The organism is Candidimonas nitroreducens (assembly GCF_002209565.1).
Lineage (GTDB): Bacteria > Pseudomonadota > Gammaproteobacteria > Burkholderiales > Burkholderiaceae_B > Candidimonas > Candidimonas nitroreducens.
On the sequence record NZ_NJIH01000001.1, the window covers coordinates 185,089 to 207,658 of the forward strand.

At 63.5% G+C, this 22,570-nt stretch carries 19 protein-coding genes and 3 riboswitches; of the genes, 16 read left to right on the forward strand and 3 right to left on the reverse strand.

All coding sequences use genetic code 11. The features are described 5' to 3' along the window. Together CEY11_RS00860 and crcB are read right to left on the reverse strand one after the other, a co-directional pair. Window positions 1-330, reverse strand: coding sequence for a DUF190 domain-containing protein (locus CEY11_RS00860; protein ID WP_332888349.1), 330 nt, complete (start codon window positions 328-330; stop codon window positions 1-3). 116 nt (window positions 331-446) lie between these two features. Then, window positions 447-833, reverse strand: coding sequence for a fluoride efflux transporter CrcB (crcB, locus tag CEY11_RS00865; RefSeq protein WP_088601450.1), 387 nt, complete (start codon window positions 831-833; stop codon window positions 447-449). On the opposite strand from crcB, the gene CEY11_RS00870 reads away from it, so the two are divergent. From CEY11_RS00870 to CEY11_RS00920, 11 genes are all read left to right on the forward strand, one after another. Further along, entirely contained in the window at window positions 832-1,053 is a 222-nt protein-coding gene (locus CEY11_RS00870; protein WP_088601451.1) for a hypothetical protein, read from the forward strand. The two genes, crcB and CEY11_RS00870, sit on opposite strands and share 2 nt — an antisense overlap. After that, window positions 1,026-1,094, reverse strand: a riboswitch (Fluoride riboswitch). It overlaps the preceding gene by 28 nt. A gap of 132 nt (window positions 1,095-1,226) precedes the next feature. Next, window positions 1,227-1,293, forward strand: a riboswitch (Fluoride riboswitch). A gap of 147 nt (window positions 1,294-1,440) precedes the next feature. Beyond that, window positions 1,441-2,385: a respiratory chain complex I subunit 1 family protein gene (locus tag CEY11_RS00875; protein ID WP_088601452.1), complete on the forward strand. Its 945-nt coding sequence runs from the start codon at window positions 1,441-1,443 to the stop codon at window positions 2,383-2,385. 4 nt (window positions 2,386-2,389) lie between these two features. Further along, window positions 2,390-3,070 carry a hydrogenase gene (locus tag CEY11_RS00880; RefSeq protein ID WP_088601453.1) on the forward strand — a complete coding sequence of 227 codons (681 nt, stop codon included), beginning with the start codon at window positions 2,390-2,392 and terminating at the stop codon, window positions 3,068-3,070. 5 nt (window positions 3,071-3,075) lie between these two features. Then, a complete protein-coding gene (locus tag CEY11_RS00885; protein WP_088601578.1) occupies window positions 3,076-4,611 on the forward strand; it encodes a proton-conducting transporter transmembrane domain-containing protein in 1,536 nt (511 codons plus the stop codon). Beyond that, window positions 4,608-6,104 carry an NADH-quinone oxidoreductase subunit D-related protein gene (locus tag CEY11_RS00890; protein ID WP_198958801.1) on the forward strand — a complete coding sequence of 499 codons (1,497 nt, stop codon included), beginning with the start codon at window positions 4,608-4,610 and terminating at the stop codon, window positions 6,102-6,104. Before CEY11_RS00885 ends, CEY11_RS00890 begins: the two co-directional genes overlap by 4 nt. A 96-nt stretch (window positions 6,105-6,200) precedes the next feature. Further along, window positions 6,201-7,019, forward strand: a complete 819-nt coding sequence (nuoB, locus tag CEY11_RS00895; protein WP_088601454.1) for an NADH-quinone oxidoreductase subunit NuoB — start codon at window positions 6,201-6,203, stop codon at window positions 7,017-7,019. Further along, entirely contained in the window at window positions 7,012-8,997 is a 1,986-nt protein-coding gene (locus tag CEY11_RS00900) for a proton-conducting transporter transmembrane domain-containing protein (protein WP_158215154.1), read from the forward strand. Before nuoB ends, CEY11_RS00900 begins: the two co-directional genes overlap by 8 nt. Before the next feature lie 156 nt (window positions 8,998-9,153). Further along, window positions 9,154-9,220, forward strand: a riboswitch (Fluoride riboswitch). Between the two features lie 274 nt (window positions 9,221-9,494). After that, a complete protein-coding gene (locus CEY11_RS00905; RefSeq protein ID WP_088601456.1) occupies window positions 9,495-11,030 on the forward strand; it encodes a MutS-related protein in 1,536 nt (511 codons plus the stop codon). Then, window positions 11,027-12,574 (forward strand): MutS-related protein, encoded by a 1,548-nt coding sequence (locus tag CEY11_RS00910; RefSeq protein WP_088601457.1) that lies wholly within the window; start codon window positions 11,027-11,029, stop codon window positions 12,572-12,574. Before CEY11_RS00905 ends, CEY11_RS00910 begins: the two co-directional genes overlap by 4 nt. Further along, entirely contained in the window at window positions 12,567-13,898 is a 1,332-nt protein-coding gene (gene eno, locus CEY11_RS00915) for a phosphopyruvate hydratase (RefSeq protein WP_088601458.1), read from the forward strand. Before CEY11_RS00910 ends, eno begins: the two co-directional genes overlap by 8 nt. 48 nt (window positions 13,899-13,946) lie before the next feature. After that, window positions 13,947-15,284: a hypothetical protein gene (locus CEY11_RS00920; protein WP_088601459.1), complete on the forward strand. Its 1,338-nt coding sequence runs from the start codon at window positions 13,947-13,949 to the stop codon at window positions 15,282-15,284. A 137-nt stretch (window positions 15,285-15,421) separates the two neighbouring features. Here CEY11_RS00920 and CEY11_RS00925 read toward each other — a convergent pair whose 3' ends face one another. Next, a complete protein-coding gene (locus CEY11_RS00925) occupies window positions 15,422-16,237 on the reverse strand; it encodes an undecaprenyl-diphosphate phosphatase (protein ID WP_088601580.1) in 816 nt (271 codons plus the stop codon). 598 nt (window positions 16,238-16,835) lie between these two features. Between CEY11_RS00925 and ugpB the strand changes: the two genes are divergently transcribed. The 5 genes from ugpB (at window position 16,836) to CEY11_RS00950 (ending at window position 22,466) form a co-directional block, all read left to right on the forward strand. Continuing rightward, window positions 16,836-18,146, forward strand: a complete 1,311-nt coding sequence (gene ugpB / locus CEY11_RS00930) for a sn-glycerol-3-phosphate ABC transporter substrate-binding protein UgpB (RefSeq protein ID WP_088601460.1) — start codon at window positions 16,836-16,838, stop codon at window positions 18,144-18,146. A 117-nt stretch (window positions 18,147-18,263) separates the two neighbouring features. Then, window positions 18,264-19,148 (forward strand): sn-glycerol-3-phosphate ABC transporter permease UgpA, encoded by an 885-nt coding sequence (gene ugpA / locus CEY11_RS00935; protein ID WP_088601461.1) that lies wholly within the window; start codon window positions 18,264-18,266, stop codon window positions 19,146-19,148. Between the two features lie 103 nt (window positions 19,149-19,251). Continuing rightward, complete coding sequence (gene ugpE, locus CEY11_RS00940) at window positions 19,252-20,103, forward strand: sn-glycerol-3-phosphate ABC transporter permease UgpE (RefSeq protein WP_088601462.1); 852 nt, start codon at window positions 19,252-19,254, stop codon at window positions 20,101-20,103. Window position 20,104: 1 nt separating this feature from the next. Then, complete coding sequence (locus CEY11_RS00945) at window positions 20,105-21,178, forward strand: sn-glycerol-3-phosphate import ATP-binding protein UgpC (RefSeq protein WP_088601463.1); 1,074 nt, start codon at window positions 20,105-20,107, stop codon at window positions 21,176-21,178. Window positions 21,179-21,548: 370 nt separating this feature from the next. Then, on the forward strand, window positions 21,549-22,466 hold the full coding sequence (locus tag CEY11_RS00950; protein WP_088601464.1) for an NHL repeat-containing protein: 918 nt from the start codon (window positions 21,549-21,551) through the stop codon (window positions 22,464-22,466). Window positions 22,467-22,570: the final 104 nt, after the last annotated feature.

Consider the following 22,570-nt stretch of genomic DNA (forward strand, 5'->3'; position numbering starts at 1 on the left):
TTAGTCTTCCGGCTGCCCTATGGTGCCGAACTGCACCGGCGTCTTGGCATAGAACAGCCCCATCTCGGGCTCGGCCTGCAGCCGCTGCATGATGGCGTCGCATTCTTGTTCGGACACCACCATGGTGATTTCCACCGGCTGCTCGGCCAGGTCGAAGAAGTGCGCGGAATGCAGCCTGTGGTGATGGCCGACGCCTTCCTGGGCGATGAAAACCGTGACCCCGCGTATCTGCATGGACTGCGCGAGCTCCAGCAGCCACTGATGCATCGGTCGATGGTTATGAACCCGGTTCTGCTGGGTGAAGAAAGTAAGTTGGTATCCCTGCATCATGATGGCTCTCCCTTCTTTTATGGTTTACGCATCCGTTACCGGTGGTGGATCGGCTAGATGATGGACAGGCCTGGCGGCCTGTTGCGACGGCGCCGGCCGGCAGGCGCGGCGGCCATTCAGAAGCCGCGCGCCAGCAGGCGCACCAGCACCACGCCCAGCAGGGTCAGGCACACCGAACCCGTGACATGTATGCTGATTTCGAACGCCGCCGTGGCCAGCTCGCGGCTCTGGATCAGCGTCGCGGTTTCCATCGAAAACGTGGAAAACGTCGTGAGCCCGCCCATGAAGCCGGTAATGACGAACAAGCGCCATTCGGGAGCCAGCCCGCCGTAATGGCGGAAGAATTCGTTGGCCACCCCGATCAGCAGGCCGCCCACCAGATTGGCCGCCAGGGTTCCCAATGGGATCACGGGCCACACGGAATTCAGGGCCATGCTCAGCACCCAGCGCAGCAGGGCGCCGCAGGCGGCGCCGATGGCAATCGCAACGACGGAACTCAGCATGGCTCAGCCCCGGGCGCGCGATTTTTCCAGCACTAGCCAGGTAGGCGAGGCGCGCAAGCGGCAGGGCGATGAAGCAGAAGAGGGAAGGGCGGAAGTAGGGCTGCACGGTGTCATGGGGCCGGTTGTTTTCAACTTGACAATACAAACCGGCCGACACCGCGAGGCAAACAGTTTCCTGCAGTTCCGCACCGGGATCATGCAGGCATCATCATCCGGCTGAGCGCCGGCGTTTATCGGAGGAATGCCATCTCCGTAAGCAATTCATTGTATCAACGTGACTATGGCAGCGCAATTTGAAAATGCACGCACGCATGCCACTGTTGCGCAGATCTGTCGCAGCGCCTGCGACGCGCTTACAGCGCATTGCGCAAACGCAGACAGCCCTGTAAACTTGGCCGCAAAGGAGATGGCATTCCTCCTGTAAACCGCCACCATACCGGCTAATGATGCCTACCTGTTCTTGCCTCCCATACGGGAAAAGGATTGGTCATGCCGGTGTTCAATGTCCCCATAAGTCCCCAGTCTCCATGCCCACGCAGCGCTCGTCCGCGCGGCGTATTGCGCGGCAGCGCGTATTTGCGGCGCATGCCCTAAGCGGAGTTGCGGCATGGTACGGGACGTCTTGCTACAGATTGCTCAGGTTGCCACCGTCTTCATTTTCGCCCCTTTGCTGCAGGGCCTGATCCTGCAGTGGCAGGAACGGGTGCAGCGTGCGCAGGGGCCCGGCATCTGGCAGCCTTACCGCGATTTGTGGAAGCTGTTCCACAAGGAAATCGTGGTGCCGCAGACCGCCGGCTTCATCTACTGGCTGGCGCCGATACTGGCCTTCACCTGCATGCTGACGGTGCCGATACTGATACCGGTGCTGACCAATTACCCGCTGCCGCAGTCCGATATGGGCGACCTGCTGGGCGGGGGCTTCGTGCTGACGCTGGGTGCGTTCATGATTTCGCTGGCGGGCCTGGATTCGGGCAGCGCCTACGGCGGCATAGGCTCGTCGCGCTCGGTCATGCTGGGCATCCTGGCCGAGCCCACGCTGATCCTGGTGTTCGTCGGTATTACGCTGCTGGCCAAGTCCATGCTGCCGTTCGTGGTCAACCACCTGCTGGTGCAGCAGCCCGAAGTCTACTGGGGCCCGGCGCATCTATTCCTGGTGGCCGCCTTCTTCATCCTGCTGCTGGTCGAAACCGACAGGTTGCCCATTCATTCCAGTACCCACATCGAGGTCTACATGATCGAGGAGGCCCGCATCCTGGAGTATTCCGGCCCGCTGCTGGCGCTGCTGAAATGGGGCTCGATGATGAAGCAGTTCATCCTGTACACGATATTTTGCAATGTGCTGGTGCTGCCCTGGGGGCTTTCATACAAGGGCGAGGCGCTGGGCGTGCTGGGCGCGCTGCTGGCGCTGGGCCTGAAATTCATGCTGGTGTCGCTGGTCGTGGTGTTCGTCGAAACGGCCCAATCCAGGCTGCGCTACTACCGGTACCAGGAACCCTTGGCGGCATCGTTCCTGCTGGCCATACTGGCCATCGTCGCCAACCAGGTGAGGTGAAGCCATGCTTGCCGCCCATTTGCCGCCCCTGGCCGAATCGCTGTTCAGCCTGTTGGCGATCTGCAGCCTGCTGTTGGCCTTCGTCATGCTGGGGTCGCGCTGGCTCAAGGACTACCTCATCGCCTTTGCCGCCGAGTCCTGGCTGATCGCGATTCTTTCGGCGGCGGTGGGCTACTACGGGCATTACACCGAGCTCTATCTGATCGCCGTGCTTACCGCGCTGTTTCGCGGCGTGGTACTGCCGTGGATGATCCTGCGCGTGGTCGTGCGCCTGGACGTCGACCGTGAACTGCACGAACGCCTCTCGCCCAGCAAGAGCCTGGTCATAGGCGGGTTGTTGACTCTGTTCGCCTTCGTGGTGTCCAACCACCTGGCTCTGGATCTCGGCGTGACCGGCACGATCGCCGTGCTGGCCCTGACCGTGATGCTGTCGATGAAGCTGATCGGCTTCCTGATGCTGAGCGTGCGCGGCGAGGCCATCAGCCAGGTGCTGGGGCTGCTGGTGCTGGAGAACGGCATATTCCTGGGCAGCCAGATCCTGGTTCCGGGCATGCCTCTGCTGATCGAGCTGGTGATTCTGTTCGACCTGCTGGTGGTGGTGGCGTGTTTCGGCATTCTGGTGCGCTACCTGGCGGCACACGCGGGCGCCACCAATGCCCGCGCCTTGCGCAAACTGGTGGGGTGAAGGCCATGGGCATCGGGCTTTGCGTCGCCGTCATCCTGCTTGCACCGCTGGCCGCGGCGCTGCTCTGCACGATCGTGCGCCATGCCCGTGCCGCCGAGTTCATCAACCTGGCGGCGGCGCTGCTGGCATTCGCAGCCACGCTGCGGCTGCTGCCGCTGAGCCTGGCGGGGCCGCACTATCTGCTCTCCCGCTACATCGTGGTGGATCCCTTGGGCGCCTGGGTGGTGCTGTGCGTGGCCAGTGTGTATCTGCTGGGCTCCATCTATGCCATCGGCTACATGCGCAATGCCGGCGAAGACGCGCGCCTGCACCGCTTCTATGCGCTGTATGCCGGCTTCGGCCTGACCACGCTGGCCTGCCCCTTCATGAACAACGTCGGGGTGTACTGGATCGCCATCGAGCTGACCACCTTGGTGTCCACCTTCCTGGTGTGCTTCGAGCTGGACGGCGAGAGCATAGAGGCCGCCTGGAAGTACATCGTGGTCGTCTCGGCCGGCATCAGCCTGGCGCTGCTGGGCACTGTGCTCTATTACTGGGGCGGCAGCCTGGTGCTGGGGCCGACCTACGACATGACCTGGCAGGCCCTGCGCAGCGCTGCGCCGCATTTGAACCGGTCGATCGCAACGGCGTCGTTCCTGCTGGTCACCATAGGCTTCGGCACCAAGGTCGGGCTGGCCCCCATGCACACCTGGCTGCCGGATGCCCACAGCGAAGGCCCGGCGCCGGTTTCCGTAATGTTGTCGGGTGCGCTGCTGAACACCGCCATGATAGGCATCGCCCGCTACCTGCAGATCAGCGACGCCGCGCGTCTGGGCCCGATCCCCAGAACCGTGGTGGTCGTGCTGGGCGTGGCCTCGCTGTTCATCGCGGCGCTGTTCATCGTGCGCCAGACCAATGTCAAGCGCCTGATGGCCTATTCCAGCATCGAGCACATGGGCGTGCTGGCGCTAGGCTTCGGCTTCGGCGGCCCGCTGGGTGTGGCGGGCGCGCTTTACCACATGCTGAATCATTCGCTGAACAAGTCGCTGATGTTCTTCGGCGCCGGCAACGCGGTGCAGTCCTGGGGTACGCTGGACATCAAGTCCATACGCGAGGTGCCCAAGCGCTGGGGCGCGCCGGGCTGGCTGTGGCTGGCCGGTGCGGTGGCCATCACCGGCGCGCCTCCTTTCGGCCTGTTCCTGAGCGAGATCGTGATATTGCGTGCGGGCCTGGCAAGTAACAACGGCTGGGCGGTGTTCGCCATGGCGGTGCTGCTCATCGTGATCTTCGCCGGCTTCCTGAACCATTTCCGGGCCATGTATTTCAGCCGCTCGGCGCCCGGCCAGGCCGTATCCGGCCAGACTCTTGCCGCGGGGTATCAGTCCCGCGGCGCCCGCCCGGGCGGCGCGGGCAGCGGCGGGGCGCTCGCGCCGCTGCGCCTGTGGTGCGTGGTGCCGATGTGGCTGGCATTCGTCCCGCTGCTGGTCTTGGGGCTGTGGTGGCCGGATGCGATATTGCGCTTTTTCGCGGCAGCCGCGGCGGGCCTGGGAGCAGGGCCATGAACCCGCCGCGGATCGAAGACGTGGACACAGGCGAACTGACGGCTCGCTGCAAGCTGCTGGTGGAGCACAGCGGCACCATGCTGTTCGCCTATGCGTGGCTGCCGCCGCAGCGCGGCGGCCGGCCAGAGCTGCGCTATGTCGTGCAGGAAAGCACCACGGCGCCGCTGCGCATCTGGCGCTGCTGCCCGGATGCCCGCGGCGTGCCCAGCCTGGCAAGCCTACAGCCGCTGATGTCGTGGTACGAGCGCGAAATCACGGACATGTGTGGCCTGGCTTTCGAGAACCAGCCGCAGCCCGAGCCTTTGCTATTCCTGCCGGGCGCCAAGGTGGACGGCCCACCGCTGAATCCCTCGGGCCGCGAGCCACAATTGAGCTACCGCGCCGTGCCCTATGAGCTGCCCGAGATGTCGGGGCCGGATCGCGACGACATCCAGCAACTGCCGTTCGGGCCGGTGCGCGCGGGCGTCATCGAATCTGCGCAGTTCGTATTTTTCTATATTGGCGAGGCCATATTGCATTATCACGCCCAGCTGTTCTTCAAGCATCGAGGCATGGAAAAGCGCTTCGAAGGGCAATCGCCCGAGCTTGCGGTATTGCTGGCAGAGCGTGTGTCGGGCGTGGGCTCTGTGGCCCACGCCCTGGCCTACAGCCAGGCGGTGGAGGCCGCGGCCGGTTGCGTAGTACCCGAGCGCGCGCAGGCCCAAAGGCTGATTCTGGCCGAGCTGGAACGCCTCTACAACCACCTGCATTACCTGGCGCACCTCAGCCACACCACCACGCTCAAGGTGGGCGAGGCCGAAGGCCTCTACCTGGAAGAACTCGTCAAGCAGATCAACGGCAGGGTCTGCGGCAGCCGCCTGCTGCGCAGCGTGATTGTGCCCGGCGGCCTGCGCCGCGAGCTGTCGCTGCGCAACCTGGAGTCCGAGCTCGACGCGCTGCATAAACAAATTTCCACTTACACGCACATGCTGGAAAGCAGCACGCCGCACCTGGATCGGCTCATTACCAACGGCATCCTCAGCGGCCGGGCCGCCTACGACCAAGGTGCCACGGGACCCATAGAACGCGCCAGCGGGCGCGAACGGGACTTGCGCAGCGACCAGGCCTATGGCGGCTACGAGTATTGGCCGGTACGCGTGGCCAAGGCGGCCGCCGGCGATGCCCACGCCAGGCAGCAGGTGCGGATTGCCGAGATCGAGCACAGCCTGGAAGTGCTCAGCCACGCGCTGAACCAGATGCCGCGCGGGCCCGTGCGCAATCTGTGCGAGGCGCAGGCAGGTTCGGAAGGACTGGGCTGGGCCGAGTCGCCGCGCGGCGGCCTGTTCTACGCGGTGCACGTGGGCCGTGGCGGCCGCCTGGCGCGCGTCAAGATCAAGTCCCCCAGTTTTTCCAATTGGCGCGTATTCCCGTTTACCGTGCACGACAGCAACATGATGGATTACGCAATCAACGAAGCGAGCTTCGGCCTGACCATGGCCGGATGCGATCGCTGATTCGCTGTATCGGTGTGGCAGCGAATCACGAGACGTCGGCAGGGAAAAAGCGGGGCGCATTCCACACCGGCGGGCTCTGGACTACAGGAGAATGTCATGCCCTTGTGGACACTGTATGGCCTGATGCAAGGCAAGGCCAGCACGGCCTGGCCGCACTCCGGCGACGAAGGCCAGGAGGGCGTGCTGGGCATGCCGCGCTACGACCCCGCGCTGTGCGAGGACGGCTGCCGGCGCTGTGTGGATGCCTGTATGCCGCACGCCATCAGCTTGGCCGCCGATGGAGCGCAAGAACGGCTCGAGGTGGATTACGGGCGCTGCATCGTGTGCCAGGCCTGTGTCGAGGCCTGCCCCAGCGGCGCCTTCAGCGCTTCGGGCGACTGGGCTTTCGGCGTGCGCCGGCGCGCCGACCTGGTGTGGGCGCAGGCGCTGGCCTCGCACGAGGCGGGACAGCTCAGGCATGAGATCCGCCGCGTCTTCGGCCGCAGCCTGCACGTACGCCACGTCGATGCGGGTTCCTGCAATGGCTGCGAGTCGGAACTGCAGGCCTTGAACAACCCTTTCTACAACTTGCACCGGCTGGGCATCTTCTTTACGCCTTCGCCGCGCTTCGCCGATCTGCTGCTGGTGACCGGGCCGGTTACCTATGCCATGCGCGATCCCTTGCTGGAAACCTACGAAGCCATGCCGGCGCCGAAGTTCGTCATGGCCATGGGAACCTGTGCGGTGTCTGGTGGCATCAATGGCGGCGGCTATGCCTGCGGCAATGGGCTGGAAGGCGTGCTGCCCGTCGACATCTATCTGCCGGGCTGCCCGCCCAACCCGGCCGCCATCATCCAGGCCTTGCTGCTGCTGCTCGGGCGCGGCGCGCAGCAGGTGCATGCGGGCCGCATGGATAGAGGAGGCCGGGATGGCTGAAGGGTTTTTTATTATTTTCGTCCTGCTGGCCGCGGGCCTGCTGGCGGCGCTATGTAGCCAGACGACGGCGGCCCGCTGGCTGATCGCCGCCGGCGCCGCCTGGGCCGCGATTCAGGCCGCCTGGGCGCTGCATGCGGGCGCGCAGGGGTTCAGCCTGCCCATGGCGCTGGCCGGCCAGCCCCTGCGTTTCGCCTATTCCACCGATGCGCTCTGGCTGATGCTGTTCGGATTCGCGCCGGCCGCGCTGGCCGCGGCCTTGTGCACCCCGGCGCGGCAGGGTTCGGCCGGATGGCTGTTCGGGGTCGCCGTGTCTTTGCTCGGCGCTCTGGGCGTGTATGGCGCACAAGACGCCTATGCATTCCTGATCGCCTGGGAGCTCATGAGCCTGGGCGGCGCGGTGATGCTGCTGTCGGAATCGCTGTCGGCCCAGTCCGGGCAGGTCAGCCTGTTCATGCTGGCGCTGCTGGAAGTGGGCGCCGTGGCCTTGCTGCTGGCCTGCCTCATCCTGGGCCGTGCCGCCCATGGCGGCATGGACTTCGCGCAATTTTCCGCGGCCGCGCGGGGCATGTCGGGCGGCCTGGAGCTATTCGTGGGCCTGCTGCTGCTGGTGGGCTTCGGCGCCAAGCTCGGCCTGCTGCCATTCTATGAATGGTTCGCGGATGCCTACGCCGCGGGCAGCGGCGCCTCGGGAGCCATATTGTCGGGGGTGGTGCTCAATGCCGCCTTCTTCGCGCTGGCGCGCGGGCTCGTCCAATGGCTGCCCGGCAGCGGCCTGTGGCTGCTGGTGCTGGGCGCAGTGGTAACGGCGATCGGTGTGCTTTCGGCCATTTTTACCGTGCTGCACGCGCTGCAGCAAAACGATTGGCGCGCGCTCTTGTCGTTGTCCACGGCGGAGAACGCCTCGGTTGCGGTAACGGCCCTGGGAGCCTGCCTCATATTCCGCGAAAACGGCCATGCCGATCTGGCGGCGCTCGCCTGGACGGTCGCCTTTCTGCATCTGGCGGGCCACGCGTTGGCCAAGGGCGGGCTGTTCCTGTGTGCCGACGGCATATACCGTGCGGTCGGCCACTACACCATCGTGCAGCGCGGCTGGCTGCGCCGCGCCGGGCTGGCATTGGGCGTGGGCGCGCTGTGCTGCGCGATGAGCCTGGCCGCAATACCTCCGCAAATGGGCTTCGTCAGCGAATGGTTCGCGTTCCAGACCGTATTCCAGGGCTTCCATCTCGACGACTTGGGCAGCAAGCTGATCCTGGCACTTGCCGGCGCCGGGCTGGCTCTTACCGCGGCGGTAGCGCTTGCTACTTTCATTAAGCTGTTCGGGGTCGGCCTGCTGGGTGCGCGCCCGGCGGAGGATCGGCAGCCGTTCCCCAGGCGCTACGGCTGGTGTGTGCTGGCGCTGGGTCTGGGCGTGCTGGTATGCGCCGCCGGCCTGCCGATCTGGATCAGGGCGCTGGACGACGTCGACTTCGCGATCTTCGGGGCCCATGGCGCCGCGGCCATGGCTGACAACTGGATACTGGTGCCGCTGACCAATACCTTCGCCTTTATATCGCCGTCGAAGCTGGTGGTCGCCATGCCGCTGCTGGCCATCATCCCGCTGCTGTTGCTGTGGGTCGGCTGGCGCCGCAGGCCCAGGCAGGCGCGAGTCTGGTACGGCGGCATGATCGAAGACCCACAGCGCGCCGCCACCACTTCGCTCAGTTTCGCCAATGCCTTGCGCAACTATTACAGCTTCATATATCGCCCGGTGCAAAGCGCCGTGCGTACGCACGGCGCCAACATGTACTTCCTGCAAAGCCTGGATTTCCACCACGACGTGACCAATATGTTCGAAACATCGCTATTCGATCCGGCACGGAATTTCGTCTGGCGTCTGGCGGGCGGCTTGAGGCGCTTGCAATCCGGCGACTTGAATTTTTATCTATCGTTCATCGGCATCTTGCTGGCGGCGATACTGTTTCTGACTCTGTGGCAGTAGCTTGCGGCGCAAGGTTGCTGCGAGGGCCATTTCAGCGTTCATGCAACGGCGGCGCGTCGGGCTACGGAAGCAGCACTGTTGCGGCAGTATCTGGGTGCCGCAACAGTGCCATTTGGGTGCCATATTATCGACGGCGATGTAGATTCAATGTTAAAATGCGCACAAGGAGATGGCATTCCTCCTTCAACCGCTGATCCCATCGGCTGATGATGCCTACGAAGCTCTGACCAGGAGATCGTAATGCTTCATGCAGCCAGTCAATTCCAGTTCCTGTCCCATTCCCCATCGATTTTGTTCGGCTCGGCCTTGCTGCTAGTGGGGCCGTGGTATCGGCTTTTCAAATACTCCAGAACACGCAACTCCAAACGAGCATAGTGAACATGCCGTTCGCGTCGCCAAACCGGCGATTCGAGGGTTCGCGGCTGCGGCGTACTGCCTGTTTGCAGGGCGGGGCATGCCAACGTGTGTCGCCGACCTGGGCCTGAAGGGGAAAGGCTATGGATTTCAACAGCATACTGTTCCAGCAGGCTGATGCGGGCCTGCGGCTGCAGGCTTTGCCCGTGCCCGACTTTTTTACCGATCTGAGCTTGGACAAGATCGTCGCCACGGTGATTGCCGGCAAGGAAGCATACGACCTCGCGCCCTTTTTCCGCGCACCGCTGGACGACCTGGCGGCCATACGCTATCGCAACGAGATCATGCGGGATCTCGATGGCGGCGTGTTGATCGATCATGTACGCACTTTCGCGCAGGCGATGCGCGACATGCGCGAGCGGCTGCTGCAGGCCGAGAAGCTCTACTACAAGTACCAAAAGCAGTGGTGGTTTCTCGATGCGGTACGCGCATACTGCGACGGCGTTACCGCCTTCGCCCGCGATGTCGAAGCTGCGCAGCCGCAGTCGGCGGGCATGTCGGCCTGGCGTAATTACCTGGCCTCTTATGTGCAAGGCCCGGTCTTCCGATCCTTGCAGCAGCAGACGGCCGCGCTCATGATCGATCTGGCGGCGGTGCGCTACTGCATGCACATTCATGGCGATACGATCGAAGTCCTGCCTTATGCCGAAGAGCCCGACTACAGCGCAATCGTCGAGCAGACCTTCGAGAAGTTCAAGCTGGGCGCCGTCAAGGACTACCGCGTCAAGTTTCCCGCCTGGCCCGACATGAACCACGTGGAGGCGCAGGTGCTGGATCTCGTGGCGCAACGCAATCCCGAGGTGTTCGCGCGGCTGGATGCGTATTGCGAGTCGAACAAGGGCTATCTGGATGCCGTGGTTGCGCGCTTCGACCGCGAGGTGCAGTTCTATGTGGCCTGGCTGGAGCACCTCGCCCGCCTGCGTGGCGCCGGCCTGAAGTTCTGCTATGCCGAGATGTCCGACACCGATAAGTCGCTGCGCAGCGACGAGGGCTTCGACATGGCGCTGGCCTACAAGCTGGTGCAGGACGGCACGCCCGTGGTGTGCAACGACTTCCACCTCGAAGGCATGGAACGCATCTTCATCGTGTCGGGGCCCAACAACGGCGGCAAGACCACGTTTTCCAGGACATTCGGCCAGCTGCACTACCTGGCCAGCTTGGGCTGCATGGTGGCGGGTAGCCGCGCCAGGCTGTTCCTGCCGGATCGCATCTACACGCACTACGAACGGGAAGAAAACATCAAGAACCTGCGCGGCAAGCTACAGGACGACCTGGTGCGCATACACGGCATCCTGCAGAAGGCGACGCCGCGCAGCATTGTGATCATGAACGAAATCTTCACATCGACCACGACGCAAGACGCGCTGGCCCTGAGCCGCAGCGTGCTGGAGCACCTTATCGAGCAGGACATCATCGCGGTCTGCGTTACCTTCCTGGACGAGCTGGGCGCACTCAGCGACACCATCGTCAGCATGTCCAGCACGATCGTTCCCGACAACCCCGCGCAGCGCACCTACAAGGTCGTGCGCAAACAGCCCGACGGGCTGGCCTACGCGCTGTCCATCGCCGAAAAGTATCGGCTGACCTACGCCTTGCTGAAAGAGCGGCTGCCATCATGAAAGCCTTCCTCATGTACAAGGATCGGGACTTCGATCCGAACCAGAAGCTGCCGGCCAATGAATGGATCCTGACCCAGGATCTGGAACTCAACACGCTGTTCAGCGCCATGGCGCGCGACGACAAATTCCTGTTCGACGTTTCCCGGCATGCGATCCTTTCGGCCATGTCCAACGGCGTGGACACCATCCTGTATCGCCAGGCCGTGCTGCGCGATTGCCAGAAGAACGCCGAACTGGTGAAAAGCATTTACGCCCTGGCGCTGGATACGATCGAAAAAGAGAAAAAAGTTTATTACGGCTTTTTCGGGAAATATCCGGCGGCGGTGCTGAGCCGGGCCATCGAGGTGCTGCAGATGTTCATTGCTGCACTGAAAAGCCTGCGCGCGACCGCCGAACAGCATGCAGGCGAGTTCGAGTCCGAGGGTTTCAGGAACTTCTTTGCCATGCTCAAGCGCGAGCTCAGCGATGAATATTTCGAGGAGATCCAGGGGCACCTCAAGACTTTGAAGTTCCGCAACGGCGTGCTGGTCAGTGCACAGCTGGGGCAAGGCAACAAGGGCACGCATTATGTGCTGCGCCAGCCGGCGCACGACCGCCACGGCTGGCTCAAGCGGCTGCTGCCGCGCCGCAAATCGGCGTTTTCCATCACCATCGCCGAGCGCGACGAAAACGGCGCGCGGGCGCTGTCCGAACTCAAAGACCGCGGCATCAACATGGTGGCCAATGCCCTGGCGCAGTCCACCGACCATATCCTGAGCTTCTTTACGCTGCTGCAGGCCGAGCTGGCGTTCTACATAGCCTGCCTGAACCTGCACGACACGCTGTCGCGCAAGCAGGAGCCGCTGTGCCTGCCCATACCCGTGGGCAGCGCGCAGCACGTGCATGGCTTCCGGGGCCTGTACGACGTCTGCCTTTCACTGCACATGTCCAAGAGGGTGGTGGGCAACGATTTCGAGGCCGATCCGGAACACCTGTTAATCGTCACTGGCGCCAATCAGGGCGGGAAATCGACCTTTCTACGCAGCATCGGCCTGTCGCAGCTGATGATGCAATGCGGTATGCACGTGCCGGCCGAATTCTATACCGCCAATGTCTGCGACGGGCTGTACACCCATTACAAGCGCGAAGAGGACGCCACCATGAAGAGCGGCAAGCTCGACGAAGAACTGAGCCGCATGAACGACATAGTCGAGCAGATCACTCCGCATGCCATGGTGCTGTTCAACGAATCCTTCGCCGCGACCAACGAACGCGAAGGCTCGGAGATTTCCAGGCAGATCACCCGGGCTTTGCTGGAGCAGGGCATCAAAATCGTCTTCGTCACCCATATGTACGAATACGCGCACGACTTCTACGAACGCCGGCTTCCGGGCTCGTGGTTCCTGCGCGCGCAGCGCGAATCGGGCGGCGCCCGCAGCTTCAAGCTGGAACCGGGCGAGCCCTTGAAGACCGGCTATGGCGAGGATCTCTACAGCAAGATATTCAAAGCACCGCCATTGACGGCCGACACGGCGATGGCAGACACCGGAGATACAAATGGCTGAGCACAATCTGGCCAAGGACGGCACCCGCATTTTGTTCCTGGTGGCCCAGGAGATTCTCGATTCCCGCGGCTACCCGACGGTGGAGGTCTGTGCCGGCCTGCGCGACGGCACGGTGGCGTCGGCCGCCGTACCTTCTGGCGCATCGACCGGCCGATACGAGGCGGTGGAATGCCGCGACGGCGATCCGAACCGCTACGAGGGCCGCGGGGTGCTGGACGCAGTGGCCAATGTCAACGACACCATTGCCCCGGCGCTGGCCGGCATGGCCGCCGACGACCAGGCAGGCGTGGATGCGGCGCTGATAGAACTCGACGGCACCGAATACAAGCAGCGCCTGGGCGCGAACGCGATACTGGGTGTTTCCTTGGCCTGTGCCCGCGCCGCGGCGCAATCGCACAATCTCGGCCTGTATCGGTACCTGGGCGGTGGCGAAGCGCGCGTGCTGCCCGTGCCCATGTTCAATGTTCTGAATGGCGGAGCCCATGCACCCGGCGGTTCCGACATCCAGGAGTTCAAGCTGATTCCCGTGGGGGCATCCAGCTTTTCGCAGGCGCTGCGCTTCGGGGTCGAAACCTATCATTGCCTCTATCGAGTCCTGCAGGATGCCGGGCTGCCGACCACGGTCGGCGACGAGGGCGGATTCGCCCCGACGCTGAAGTCGAATGCCGAGTCGCTGGAATTGATTCTGCGCGCCATCGAGCGCGCCGGCTACCGTCCGGGCGAACAAATCGCCATCGGTCTCGATCCGGCAGCCAGCGGCATGCTCAAGGATGGCCGCTACCTTCTGAAACGCGACGGGCTGAGCCTGTCCAGCGATGAGATGACCGACTACTGGGAAGACTGGGTTGCCAGCTACCCCATCATTTCGCTGGAGGATCCCCTGGCCGACGACGACTGGGACGGCTTCAGGAACCTTACCGCCCGCCTGAAAGACAGGGTGCAGGTCATAGGCGACGACTTGTTCGTCACCAACCGCAAGTTCCTGCAGCGCGGCATAGACAGCGGGGCCTGCACCAGCGTGTTGATCAAGCCCAACCAGATCGGCACGATCACGGAAACGCAGCAGACCATCAGGCTGGCGCAACAAGCCCGCTACACCTGTCTGATGTCGCATCGTTCCGGCGAAACCTGCGACACCTCCATCGCCGACCTGGCGGTGGCCATGGACTGCAGGCAGATCAAGGCCGGCGCACCGGCACGCGGCGAGCGGGTCGCCAAATACAACCGGCTGCTGCGCATCGAGCGCGAACTGGGCGAGAAGGCCATGTATGCCGGCAGGTCGGCATTTCCTCATCTGAGCGGCACCTATACAGGGGCGCCGTGATCGGCCGACAACTGCGGGCCAGAACAAGCAACAGGGAAACACCACGCCATGGAAGATGGGCCAACCGACATCGAGACGCGGCAAAAGCGCAGCGGCTCGCGGGCGGCGAGCAGCAGCCCCGGTTCGGGCTGCGAAGTTTGCAGGCAGATGAGGGAGGCTCACGACAAGTACCTGGCACGCCTGCGCCGCGATGGCCGCGTGCGGCGCGGATTGACCCGGGCGTTGGTGTCCAGTATGGGATTCTGTCCCGGCCACGAGCAATTGCTGCGCAGCGATCCTGAATTGTGCGACTGGGTCGGCCTGCGCATCGACGAAGCCCGCAAAGAGTTCGCGCTGCTGCTGAACCGGGCTCGCCTGCAGGACGAGGTGCTGCAGGAAATTGTGTTCGGTGCCCGCAGACACTGCCCCGCGTGCCTGTATTGCCGGCGCTTCGCGGGGCAGTGCATCTCCCGCAAGCTGAGGGATATCCAGTCGGGGCGGGCAAGGGTGTCGACCCTGCTGTCCGGGCAGCTATGCTTCGAGCATGCGCGCCAGCTGGTTCAGCGCTGCGATAATGGTGACCTCAAGAAGCGCCTGTTACGAGCCTTGCGCCGCAAAGGCAAGGCCATAGTCGAGCGCATGCGGGCCGCTGAGGTTAGCGGAGCAGATGCAGGCGGCGGCCTAGACGGTTCGACGGTGGCATTGGTGGAATATGCGTTGGATACACTGCGAGCCGTGCCCGGTGCAACACAAGAGCCAAGTGCGGCCATGGCATCCAGCCAGAGCGAGGCTTTGGGCGAAGGCGGGGCGCCTGCGCCTGGCGGCGTGCCTATGTGGAAGCCCCCGTGCCCGATCTGCTGTGTGCTGTGGCACGCCCGGGCAAGCTGGCTGGACGCGGTGAGTTCCACCATACATCTGGAGCAGCCAGCATGGTTGGCGCTACCGACTTGTGCCGAACATCTGGAAATCTGCCTGCCCAGAGAAACGTCGGCCGGCCAGCTAATGCTGGTTCGTGTGTATATGGACGCTGCTTTCGCTGCCTGGCGCAAGCCAAAGACCGTCTCGGCGCCAGTGAAGAAACGCCCGCGCAGCTCCCTGCGCTGGTTCGACCCTCCTGCGCGACCTGGTGCCGAGACATCTGCCAGCACCTCTGTTGCGCAGAATGCGCCGCGGCCAACAGATGAGCGTGAAGAGCCTTTTTCCGACATGAGTTTGCGTTGCCCGGCTTGCCGGATCATGGACATTGCCGTACGTGGCGCCGTGGCGTCATGGCTGAGCACTTTCGCTTCGGCCTCGTCGGCAGGGCAGAGCGATCTGACGCGGCAGTTGTGCTTCAAGCACTTGGCCGAGGTTTTGATCTACGCGCCACAGCAGAGCCTGCAGACGCGCATTCTTTCATATTTGTGAGTGCTTTACGAAAGCATTGTTGCCACAAAGGGTGAGCCGGCACATTGGTTCGCGGCGCGGTTACATCGCGTGGAGCCGCTATGTGCCTCTGTCGGGCTGGGCACCCTGCGCGCGGCAGCGACGCCGCGCCAGTCCGCTCAGTGAATGATCAGCACTAGCGCCCCGATCGCCCAGCAGTAGAAAGCGAAGGGCCGCATGGCGTCGACTTCGTTGCGCTTGAACCAGCTCATCAGGGCCCAGACGCTCAGATACGCGACCACGCCGGCCACCAGCGCGCCGAGCAGGGCGGTGTACATGACCTGCGCGCCGGCCTGGTGCGCTAGCTTGGGAATTTCCAGGATGCTGGCCCCGGCGATGATCGGGGTGGCCAGCAGCATGGAGTAGCGGGCCGCGGCGCCGTGGTTCAGGCCGGCCCAGAAGCCGGCGACCATGCTGGCCCCCGAGCGGGAAAAGCCCGGTATCAGCGCGAGCGACTGGGCCAGGCCTATGCCCAGGGCCTGCGGCAGGCTGAGTTCGGTCAGTTCGCGGGTGCCGCGGCCGCGCACCTTTTCGCCCACGAACAGGATCACGCCGTTGACGATCAGGAACACGGCGGCGGAAGTCACGTCGGAAAATATGCCTTTCAGGGCTTTCTCGAAGATCAGCCCGATCAGCGCGGCGGGCACCGTGCCCACCACCACCAGCAGCAGTTCGCGCCGCGCCACGGGGTCGCGCCCGCCCAGGACGCTGCGGGCGAAGGCGATCCAGTCCTTGCGGAAGTACAGCAGCAGGGCGACGGCGGTACCCAGGTGCAGCATCACTACCACGGGCAGGAAATGCACCTTGAGAAATTCGGGCGTGAGATTCCAGCCGAAGGCCCAGGGCGTCAGCACCGCGTGGGCCACGCTGGAAATGGGGAACAGCTCGCTGATGCCTTGCACGATGGCGAGCAGAATGATCTGGAAATGGGACATGGGGCGGTCGGATGGATTCGGGTTGCGGCATTGTAGCGGCCCCGGGCTTCGCCAATTATTGCCGAAAGTAAATGGGTTGTTTCCCGTGGCCGGGTGGTCGATTTCCATCTGTGCGGCAGTTCAGGCGGCGTGTGCAGCGCTCGAGAGGCGCATACATATATAGATATATAGGCGTCGGCGGCCGCCCGTGCGAAGACTCGAGGCCGCAGGCCCGGCCCATGAGTCCCCTCAGGGTGTAAACGTACCCGTGTTTACCCTAGGGTTGGGCTTTCGCCGCACGCCTGTCATTTTTGAAGGCTACCCTGCTAAGCCGCACGGATATTGGCTCCGGGCAGTTTCCCACGTTTTCGCACATAATTTCACTAATGTTGCACGGATGTGCAATATCTCGTATAGTCGCCATGCGATTTTGCACGGTCATTTCCGCAAGAGCCCGTCGTTCCATGCCATGAGGGGGGCACGGGTACCGTTATTTCACTTACTGCCGGCGCACCCGGCCGCGTTGCGGAAGGGCGGGCCGGCGGCGTATGCGGCCCAGCCGCAAGTCACTCGCTACGCGCCGCCGCATCCTGGCGGGACTAGGCACAAGGAGACCTTCATGCGTTTCAATTTCAAACCCCTGGCAGCCGCAACACTGATGATGGCAGCCGCGGGCTCCGCACATGCCACCACCGAAATAACCTGGTGGTATTCGAACACCGGTGCGCTGAGCGACCGCATCCAGAACATGGTTGCCGATTTCAACAAGAGCCAGTCCGACTACAAGGTCAAAGCCATTTACAAGGGCGGCTACGACGAATCGATGTCGGCGGCAATCGCGGCCTACCGGGCCGGCAACGCGCCCAACATCCTGCAGGTGTTCGAGGTCGGCACCGCCACCATGATGCACGCCAAGGGCGCCATCGTTTCCGTCACCAAGCTGATGAAAGATGCCGGCGAGAAATTCGACCCGAAGGCTTATGTGCCGGCTGTGGCCAGCTACTACACCACCAACAAGGGTGAAATGCTGTCGCTGCCATTCAACAGCTCGACCACGGTGTTCTTCTACAACAAGGATCTGTTCGCCAAGGCCGGGCTCGACCCTGAAAAGCCGCCTGTCACCTGGAAGGACGTGGAGGCCGATGCCAAGAAGCTCAAGGCCGCCGGCGTCGAATGCCCGTTCACCACTTCGTGGCAGTCCTGGGTTCAGCTGGAAAGCTTCTCGGCCTGGCACAACGTCGCCTTCGCCAGCAAAGACAATGGCATGGGCGGCCTGGATGCGCGGCTGGAATTCAACAGCCCGCTGCACGTGCGCCATATCCAGAACCTGGCGAACTGGGCCAAGCAGGGCCTGTTCGTTTATTCCGGCCGCAAGACCGAGGGCGATTCCAAGTTCTACACGGGCAAGTGCGCGATGCTGACTTCGTCCAGCGCCACTTACGGCAATGTGGTCAAGAACGCGCAATTCAAGTTCGGCGTTTCGCCGCTGCCGTACTACGCCGACGTCAAGGGCGCGCCGCAGAACACGGTGATAGGCGGCGCCTCGCTGTGGGTCATGAGCGGCAAGAAGCCGGATGAATACAAGGGCGTGGCCAAGTTCTTCGCCTACCTGTCCAAGCCTGAAGTACAAGCGGCATGGCACCAGGGCACGGGCTATCTGCCGGCGACCATTGCGGCCTATGAGCTGACCAAGGAGTCGGGCTTCTACAAGACGCACCCGGGCACCGACGTCGCGGTCAAGCAGATGATCGTCAAGACCACCGACAAGTCGCGCGGCATCCGCCTGGGCAACTTCGTCCAGATCCGCGGCATCATCGACGAAGAGCTGGAAGGCGTCTGGGCCGGCAAGAAGACCCCCAAGCAGGCGCTGGACAGCGCCGTGGAACGCGGCAACAAGCTGCTGGTGCGCTTCCAGAAGGCCAACCAGTAAGCTCCGCGCCGCAGGCGCCGGCCACCGCCCCGCGCCGCCCATCCGGGCGGCGTGGCGCGCGCGGCGGCCCGGCGTCCGACGATACTTCGCGTCGCCGCGCTTTATTGAATATTCGCCATGGAAAAACGCGCCCGCTTCAAATCCCACTGGCTGCCGTACGCATTGGTCGCTCCGCAGATCATCGTATCGCTGGTGTTCTTCTTCTGGCCCGCTATCGAGGCCTTGTACCAATCGGTGCTGATGCAGGATGCGTTCGGGCTTTCCTCGCAGTTCGCCGGCCTGGATAATTTCCGCGACCTGCTGCAGGACAGCAGCTACCTCGCGTCGTTCAAGACCACGGCCATTTTTTCCGTATGCGTCGCATTTCTCGGCATGACGCTGTCGATGATCCTGGCGGCTTTCGCCGACCGGGCCTTGCGCGGTTCGGCGTTCTATCGCACGCTCTTGATCTGGCCCTACGCGGTGGCGCCGGTGGTAGTAGGGACGCTGTGGGCCTTCATGCTGTCGCCGGGGCTGGGCATCATCGCCGTGGCGCTGGAACACATCGGCATCCATTGGGACAGCGTGCTCAACGGCACCGATGCGATGATCCTGATCGTGATCGCCGCCATCTGGAAGCAGCTCAGCTACAACTTCCTGTTTTTCCTGGCGGGCCTGCAGTCGATTCCGAAGTCCCTGGTCGAGGCGGCGGCCATCGACGGCGCGGGGCCGGTGAAGCGCTTCGTCACCATCGTCTTCCCGCTGCTGTCGCCCACCACCTTCTTCCTGCTGGTCATGAACGTCGTCTATGCGTTCTTTGACACCTTCGGGATCATCGACGCCACCACGCAGGGCGGGCCACAGAAAGACACCCAGATCCTGGTCTACAAGGTGTTCTTCGACGGTTTCCGCGGCGGCGACATCGGCAGCTCGGCGGCGCAGTCGGTAATTTTGATGGCCGTAGTGATCACGCTGACGGTGCTGCAGTTCAAGTACGTCGAACGCAAGGTACAGTATTCATGAGGAATCGAGTCATGAAATTTTTATCGGTTCCATGCGGCGGCAAGGGGCTTGTGCGCCGCGCCGCAGGGTATGCAAGGCGGTTCGCCGCGCAGGGCAGGGCAGCATGATCGAACGCCGCCCCGTGCTCGATTTCGTCGGCCATCTGGTGCTGCTGTGCGGCGCCGCGCTGGTCGCGTTCCCTCTGTATATTGCATTCGTGGCCAGCACCCAGAGCGCCGAGCAGGCGGCCCAGGCGCCTTTGTCGCTGATACCGGGAACCCAGCTCATCCACAATTACGTGCAGGTGTTCGTCAGCGGCTCGTCGGGACACGTCGACGTGGGCTCGATCGGCCGCATGATGTGGGTCAGCCTGGTGTCGGCCCTGGGCATCGCGTTCGGCAAGATCGCAATCTCGATGCTGTCGGCGTTCGCGCTGGTGTATTTCCGCTTTCGCGGGCGCAGCGTGGTGTTCTGGCTGATTTTCCTGACCCTGATGCTGCCCATCGAGGTGCGCATCACGCCGACCTACCAAGTGGTGTCCGACCTGGGCATGCTCAACAGCTACGCCGGCCTGACGATACCGCTGATCGCCTCGGCCACCGCCACCTTTTTGTTCCGCCAGTTCTTCCTGACCGTGCCGGAAGAGCTGGCCGAGGCCGCGCGCATCGACGGCGCGGGCCCGATGCGCTTCTTCAAGGACGTGCTCTGGCCGCTGTCGCGCACCAATCTGGTGGCGCTGTTCGTCATCATGTTCATCTATGGCTGGAATCAATACCTGTGGCCGTTGCTGGCGACCACCGACCAGAGCATGTACCCCATAGGCGTAGGCATCAAGCGCCTGATCTCGGGCGGCGACTCGGCGGTGGAATGGAACGTGGTGATGGCCACGCTGATACTGGCGATGCTGCCGCCGGGGCTGGTCGTGGTGTTCATGCAGAAATGGTTTGTTAAAGGGTTGGTCGATTCCGACAAATGACATGGCACAAGTACATCTGAAAAACGTCACCAAGTCGTACGGCAAGGGCGACAAGGCGCTCGAGGTCATACACGGCATTTCGGTAGATATCGCCGATGGTGAATTCGTCGTGATGGTGGGCCCTTCGGGCTGCGGCAAATCGACGCTGCTGCGCATGGTCGCCGGCCTGGAAGAAATCACCGGCGGGGAAGTCCTGATCGGCGAGCGCGTGGTCAACGAGCTGGAACCCAAGGATCGCGACATCGCGATGGTGTTCCAGAACTACGCCCTGTATCCGCACATGAGCGTCTACGACAATATGGCCTATGGCCTGAAGATTCGCCGCTTTTCCAAGGCGGACATCGAGCAGCGGGTGCGCAAGGCCGCGGAAATCCTCGAGCTGGCCACCTTGCTGCAGCGTACGCCGCGCCAGCTGTCGGGCGGCCAGCGCCAGCGGGTGGCCATGGGCCGCGCCATTGTGCGCGAGCCGGCAGTATTCCTGTTCGACGAACCCTTGTCCAATCTGGATGCCAAGCTGCGCGTGCAGATGCGCCTGGAAATCCAGAAAATGCACCGCACGCTGGGCACCACCAGCCTGTACGTGACGCACGACCAGGTCGAGGCCATGACGCTGGGCCAGCGCATGATCGTCATGAATGCCGGCAACGCCGAGCAGATCGGCACACCGGTCGAGGTCTACGACAAGCCCACCAGCACCTTCGTGGCGGGGTTCATCGGCTCGCCGCCCATGAATCTGCTGAACGGCAAGGTCGAGAGCGACGGCAGCGGCTTCCTGGCGGGCGAGGGCAGTGTGATCCCGCTGGCGGCCGGCAGCCGGGCGCCACGGGGCCGCGAGTGCATACTGGGCCTGCGGCCCGAGCATCTGGTGCTGGGCCGGCCCGGCATGGCGCTGGTGGTAGAAATGGTAGAGGCGCTGGGCTCGGAACTGCTGGTGTACGGCAGGACGGGCGGGCAGTCCGTGGTGGTGCGTACCGCGGCCGGCACCCCTGTGGCCGTAGGCGACAAGGTTACGGCCGGTTTCGAACCCGCCAGCGTTCACTGGTTCGATCCGCAGACGACGCGCCGGCTGGGCTAGGGCCTGTTCACACTAAAAGGGGAGCCGCATGGCCACAAAAAAGCCTGTCCATCAAGGCGCGAAGCGCAGCCGTGGTGGTTCCACGGCGAGCATGAGCAACGCCGAGGGGCGGGCTTTTTTGTGGCCACCCTTCGGGCTGGTGGGCAAATGGGCGCCATGCGTCGTTGCAGGCTCGTTGCGTGGAGCGGCCACGCGGCCTCGCCCGCGCCTAGCCTGGCGCCCATTTGCTCACCAGTGCGGCTCCCCTTTTAGTGTGAACAGGCCCTAATCCTGCCGTCCGTATACGCGTGAGCACCCGCGAACACCAGCGCCGAAATCCGCCCGGCATACGCGCGGGCACCGGCAAACGACAACGCGACACGAGGCTGCTATGAATCGTCCGATACGCCACCTTACCCGCATCGGGCTGAGCCTGCTGGGCGCCCTGGTGCTTGGCGCCGGCGCAAAGGCGGCCATTCTGGGCACCGCGCCGACATACATCGCTGCCCAGGCCAGCGCCGTGCCCAATTCCCAGGCGATCACTACCATGATCTGGGCGCCCGGCCTGAACGACGGCTACGTGCCGCAAGGCATCACCTATGCCGATGGCCAAGTGCTGGTTTCCAGCTACCAGAGCGACAACCCGAAAGTCGGCGGCGGGCCCAGCCGGGTGTACCGGCTGGATCCCGCCAGCGGCCGCAGCACCGGCCAGTTCGACCTGCCGCCCACGGTCAGGCACGCAGGCGGCATGGCCTACGCGGGCAAGGGCATGCTGATCGTCTCCGACACCCGTCGCCTTTACCGCATCGACATGGCACGGGCATTTGCGGACGGCAATTCGGATCGTGCGCTGCGCGGCACGATCTCGCTGACGGGCGCGCTCAAGGGGTCTTTCGTCGATTTCCGCGAGGGCTCGATCCTTACCGGGGCCTACGACAAGCATGCGGACGGCTCCAGGGTATTCTATCTGCCATACAAGCTGTTCGACCGCGCCAGCGACGCCACGATCGACGAGCACGCCGCCACGCGCAGTTTTGCCGTTACCACCTTGGCGCAGGGCGCCGCGTTCGATGCGCAAGGTTATCTCTGGCTGGCCTTCAGCAATAGCAAGCACGGTCTGTTGCAGAAGGTCGACCCGGTGTCCGGCAAGGTACTGCAGCAGCACGCCATGGTCGACGGCATCGAGGACATGGGTTTCGATCCGCAGGGCGGCCTGTGGGCGGTATCCGAGGCCGGCTCGCCGCGCTGGACGAAATGGAAGACCGTGTTCCCTATCGTATTCAGAATGGACGTGAGCAAGCTGCAGTAGCGCCGGGCGGCTCGGGCCGGCCTTGACTGCCCGGACGAATATGCGAATATGCTTAACTTGAAGATACCCGCCTGCATGGGCATGCCCGAGCGTGGCGGGACGAT

Bases quoted from the DNA above. Each gene is read 5' to 3' on its own strand.
- CEY11_RS00860 (WP_332888349.1), bottom strand. From the start codon at position 330: ATGATGCAGGGATACCAACTTACTTTCTTCACCCAGCAGAACCGGGTT.
- CEY11_RS00870 (WP_088601451.1), top strand. From the start codon at position 832: ATGGCTCAGCCCCGGGCGCGCGATTTTTCCAGCACTAGCCAGGTAGGC.
- crcB (WP_088601450.1), bottom strand. From the start codon at position 833: ATGCTGAGTTCCGTCGTTGCGATTGCCATCGGCGCCGCCTGCGGCGCC.
- CEY11_RS00875 (WP_088601452.1), top strand. From the start codon at position 1,441: ATGGTACGGGACGTCTTGCTACAGATTGCTCAGGTTGCCACCGTCTTC.
- CEY11_RS00880 (WP_088601453.1), top strand. From the start codon at position 2,390: ATGCTTGCCGCCCATTTGCCGCCCCTGGCCGAATCGCTGTTCAGCCTG.
- CEY11_RS00885 (WP_088601578.1), top strand. From the start codon at position 3,076: ATGGGCATCGGGCTTTGCGTCGCCGTCATCCTGCTTGCACCGCTGGCC.
- CEY11_RS00890 (WP_198958801.1), top strand. From the start codon at position 4,608: ATGAACCCGCCGCGGATCGAAGACGTGGACACAGGCGAACTGACGGCT.
- nuoB (WP_088601454.1), top strand. From the start codon at position 6,201: ATGCCCTTGTGGACACTGTATGGCCTGATGCAAGGCAAGGCCAGCACG.
- CEY11_RS00900 (WP_158215154.1), top strand. From the start codon at position 7,012: ATGGCTGAAGGGTTTTTTATTATTTTCGTCCTGCTGGCCGCGGGCCTG.
- CEY11_RS00905 (WP_088601456.1), top strand. From the start codon at position 9,495: ATGGATTTCAACAGCATACTGTTCCAGCAGGCTGATGCGGGCCTGCGG.
- CEY11_RS00910 (WP_088601457.1), top strand. From the start codon at position 11,027: ATGAAAGCCTTCCTCATGTACAAGGATCGGGACTTCGATCCGAACCAG.
- eno (WP_088601458.1), top strand. From the start codon at position 12,567: ATGGCTGAGCACAATCTGGCCAAGGACGGCACCCGCATTTTGTTCCTG.
- CEY11_RS00920 (WP_088601459.1), top strand. From the start codon at position 13,947: ATGGAAGATGGGCCAACCGACATCGAGACGCGGCAAAAGCGCAGCGGC.
- CEY11_RS00925 (WP_088601580.1), bottom strand. From the start codon at position 16,237: ATGTCCCATTTCCAGATCATTCTGCTCGCCATCGTGCAAGGCATCAGC.
- ugpB (WP_088601460.1), top strand. From the start codon at position 16,836: ATGCGTTTCAATTTCAAACCCCTGGCAGCCGCAACACTGATGATGGCA.
- ugpA (WP_088601461.1), top strand. From the start codon at position 18,264: ATGGAAAAACGCGCCCGCTTCAAATCCCACTGGCTGCCGTACGCATTG.
- ugpE (WP_088601462.1), top strand. From the start codon at position 19,252: ATGATCGAACGCCGCCCCGTGCTCGATTTCGTCGGCCATCTGGTGCTG.
- CEY11_RS00945 (WP_088601463.1), top strand. From the start codon at position 20,105: ATGGCACAAGTACATCTGAAAAACGTCACCAAGTCGTACGGCAAGGGC.
- CEY11_RS00950 (WP_088601464.1), top strand. From the start codon at position 21,549: ATGAATCGTCCGATACGCCACCTTACCCGCATCGGGCTGAGCCTGCTG.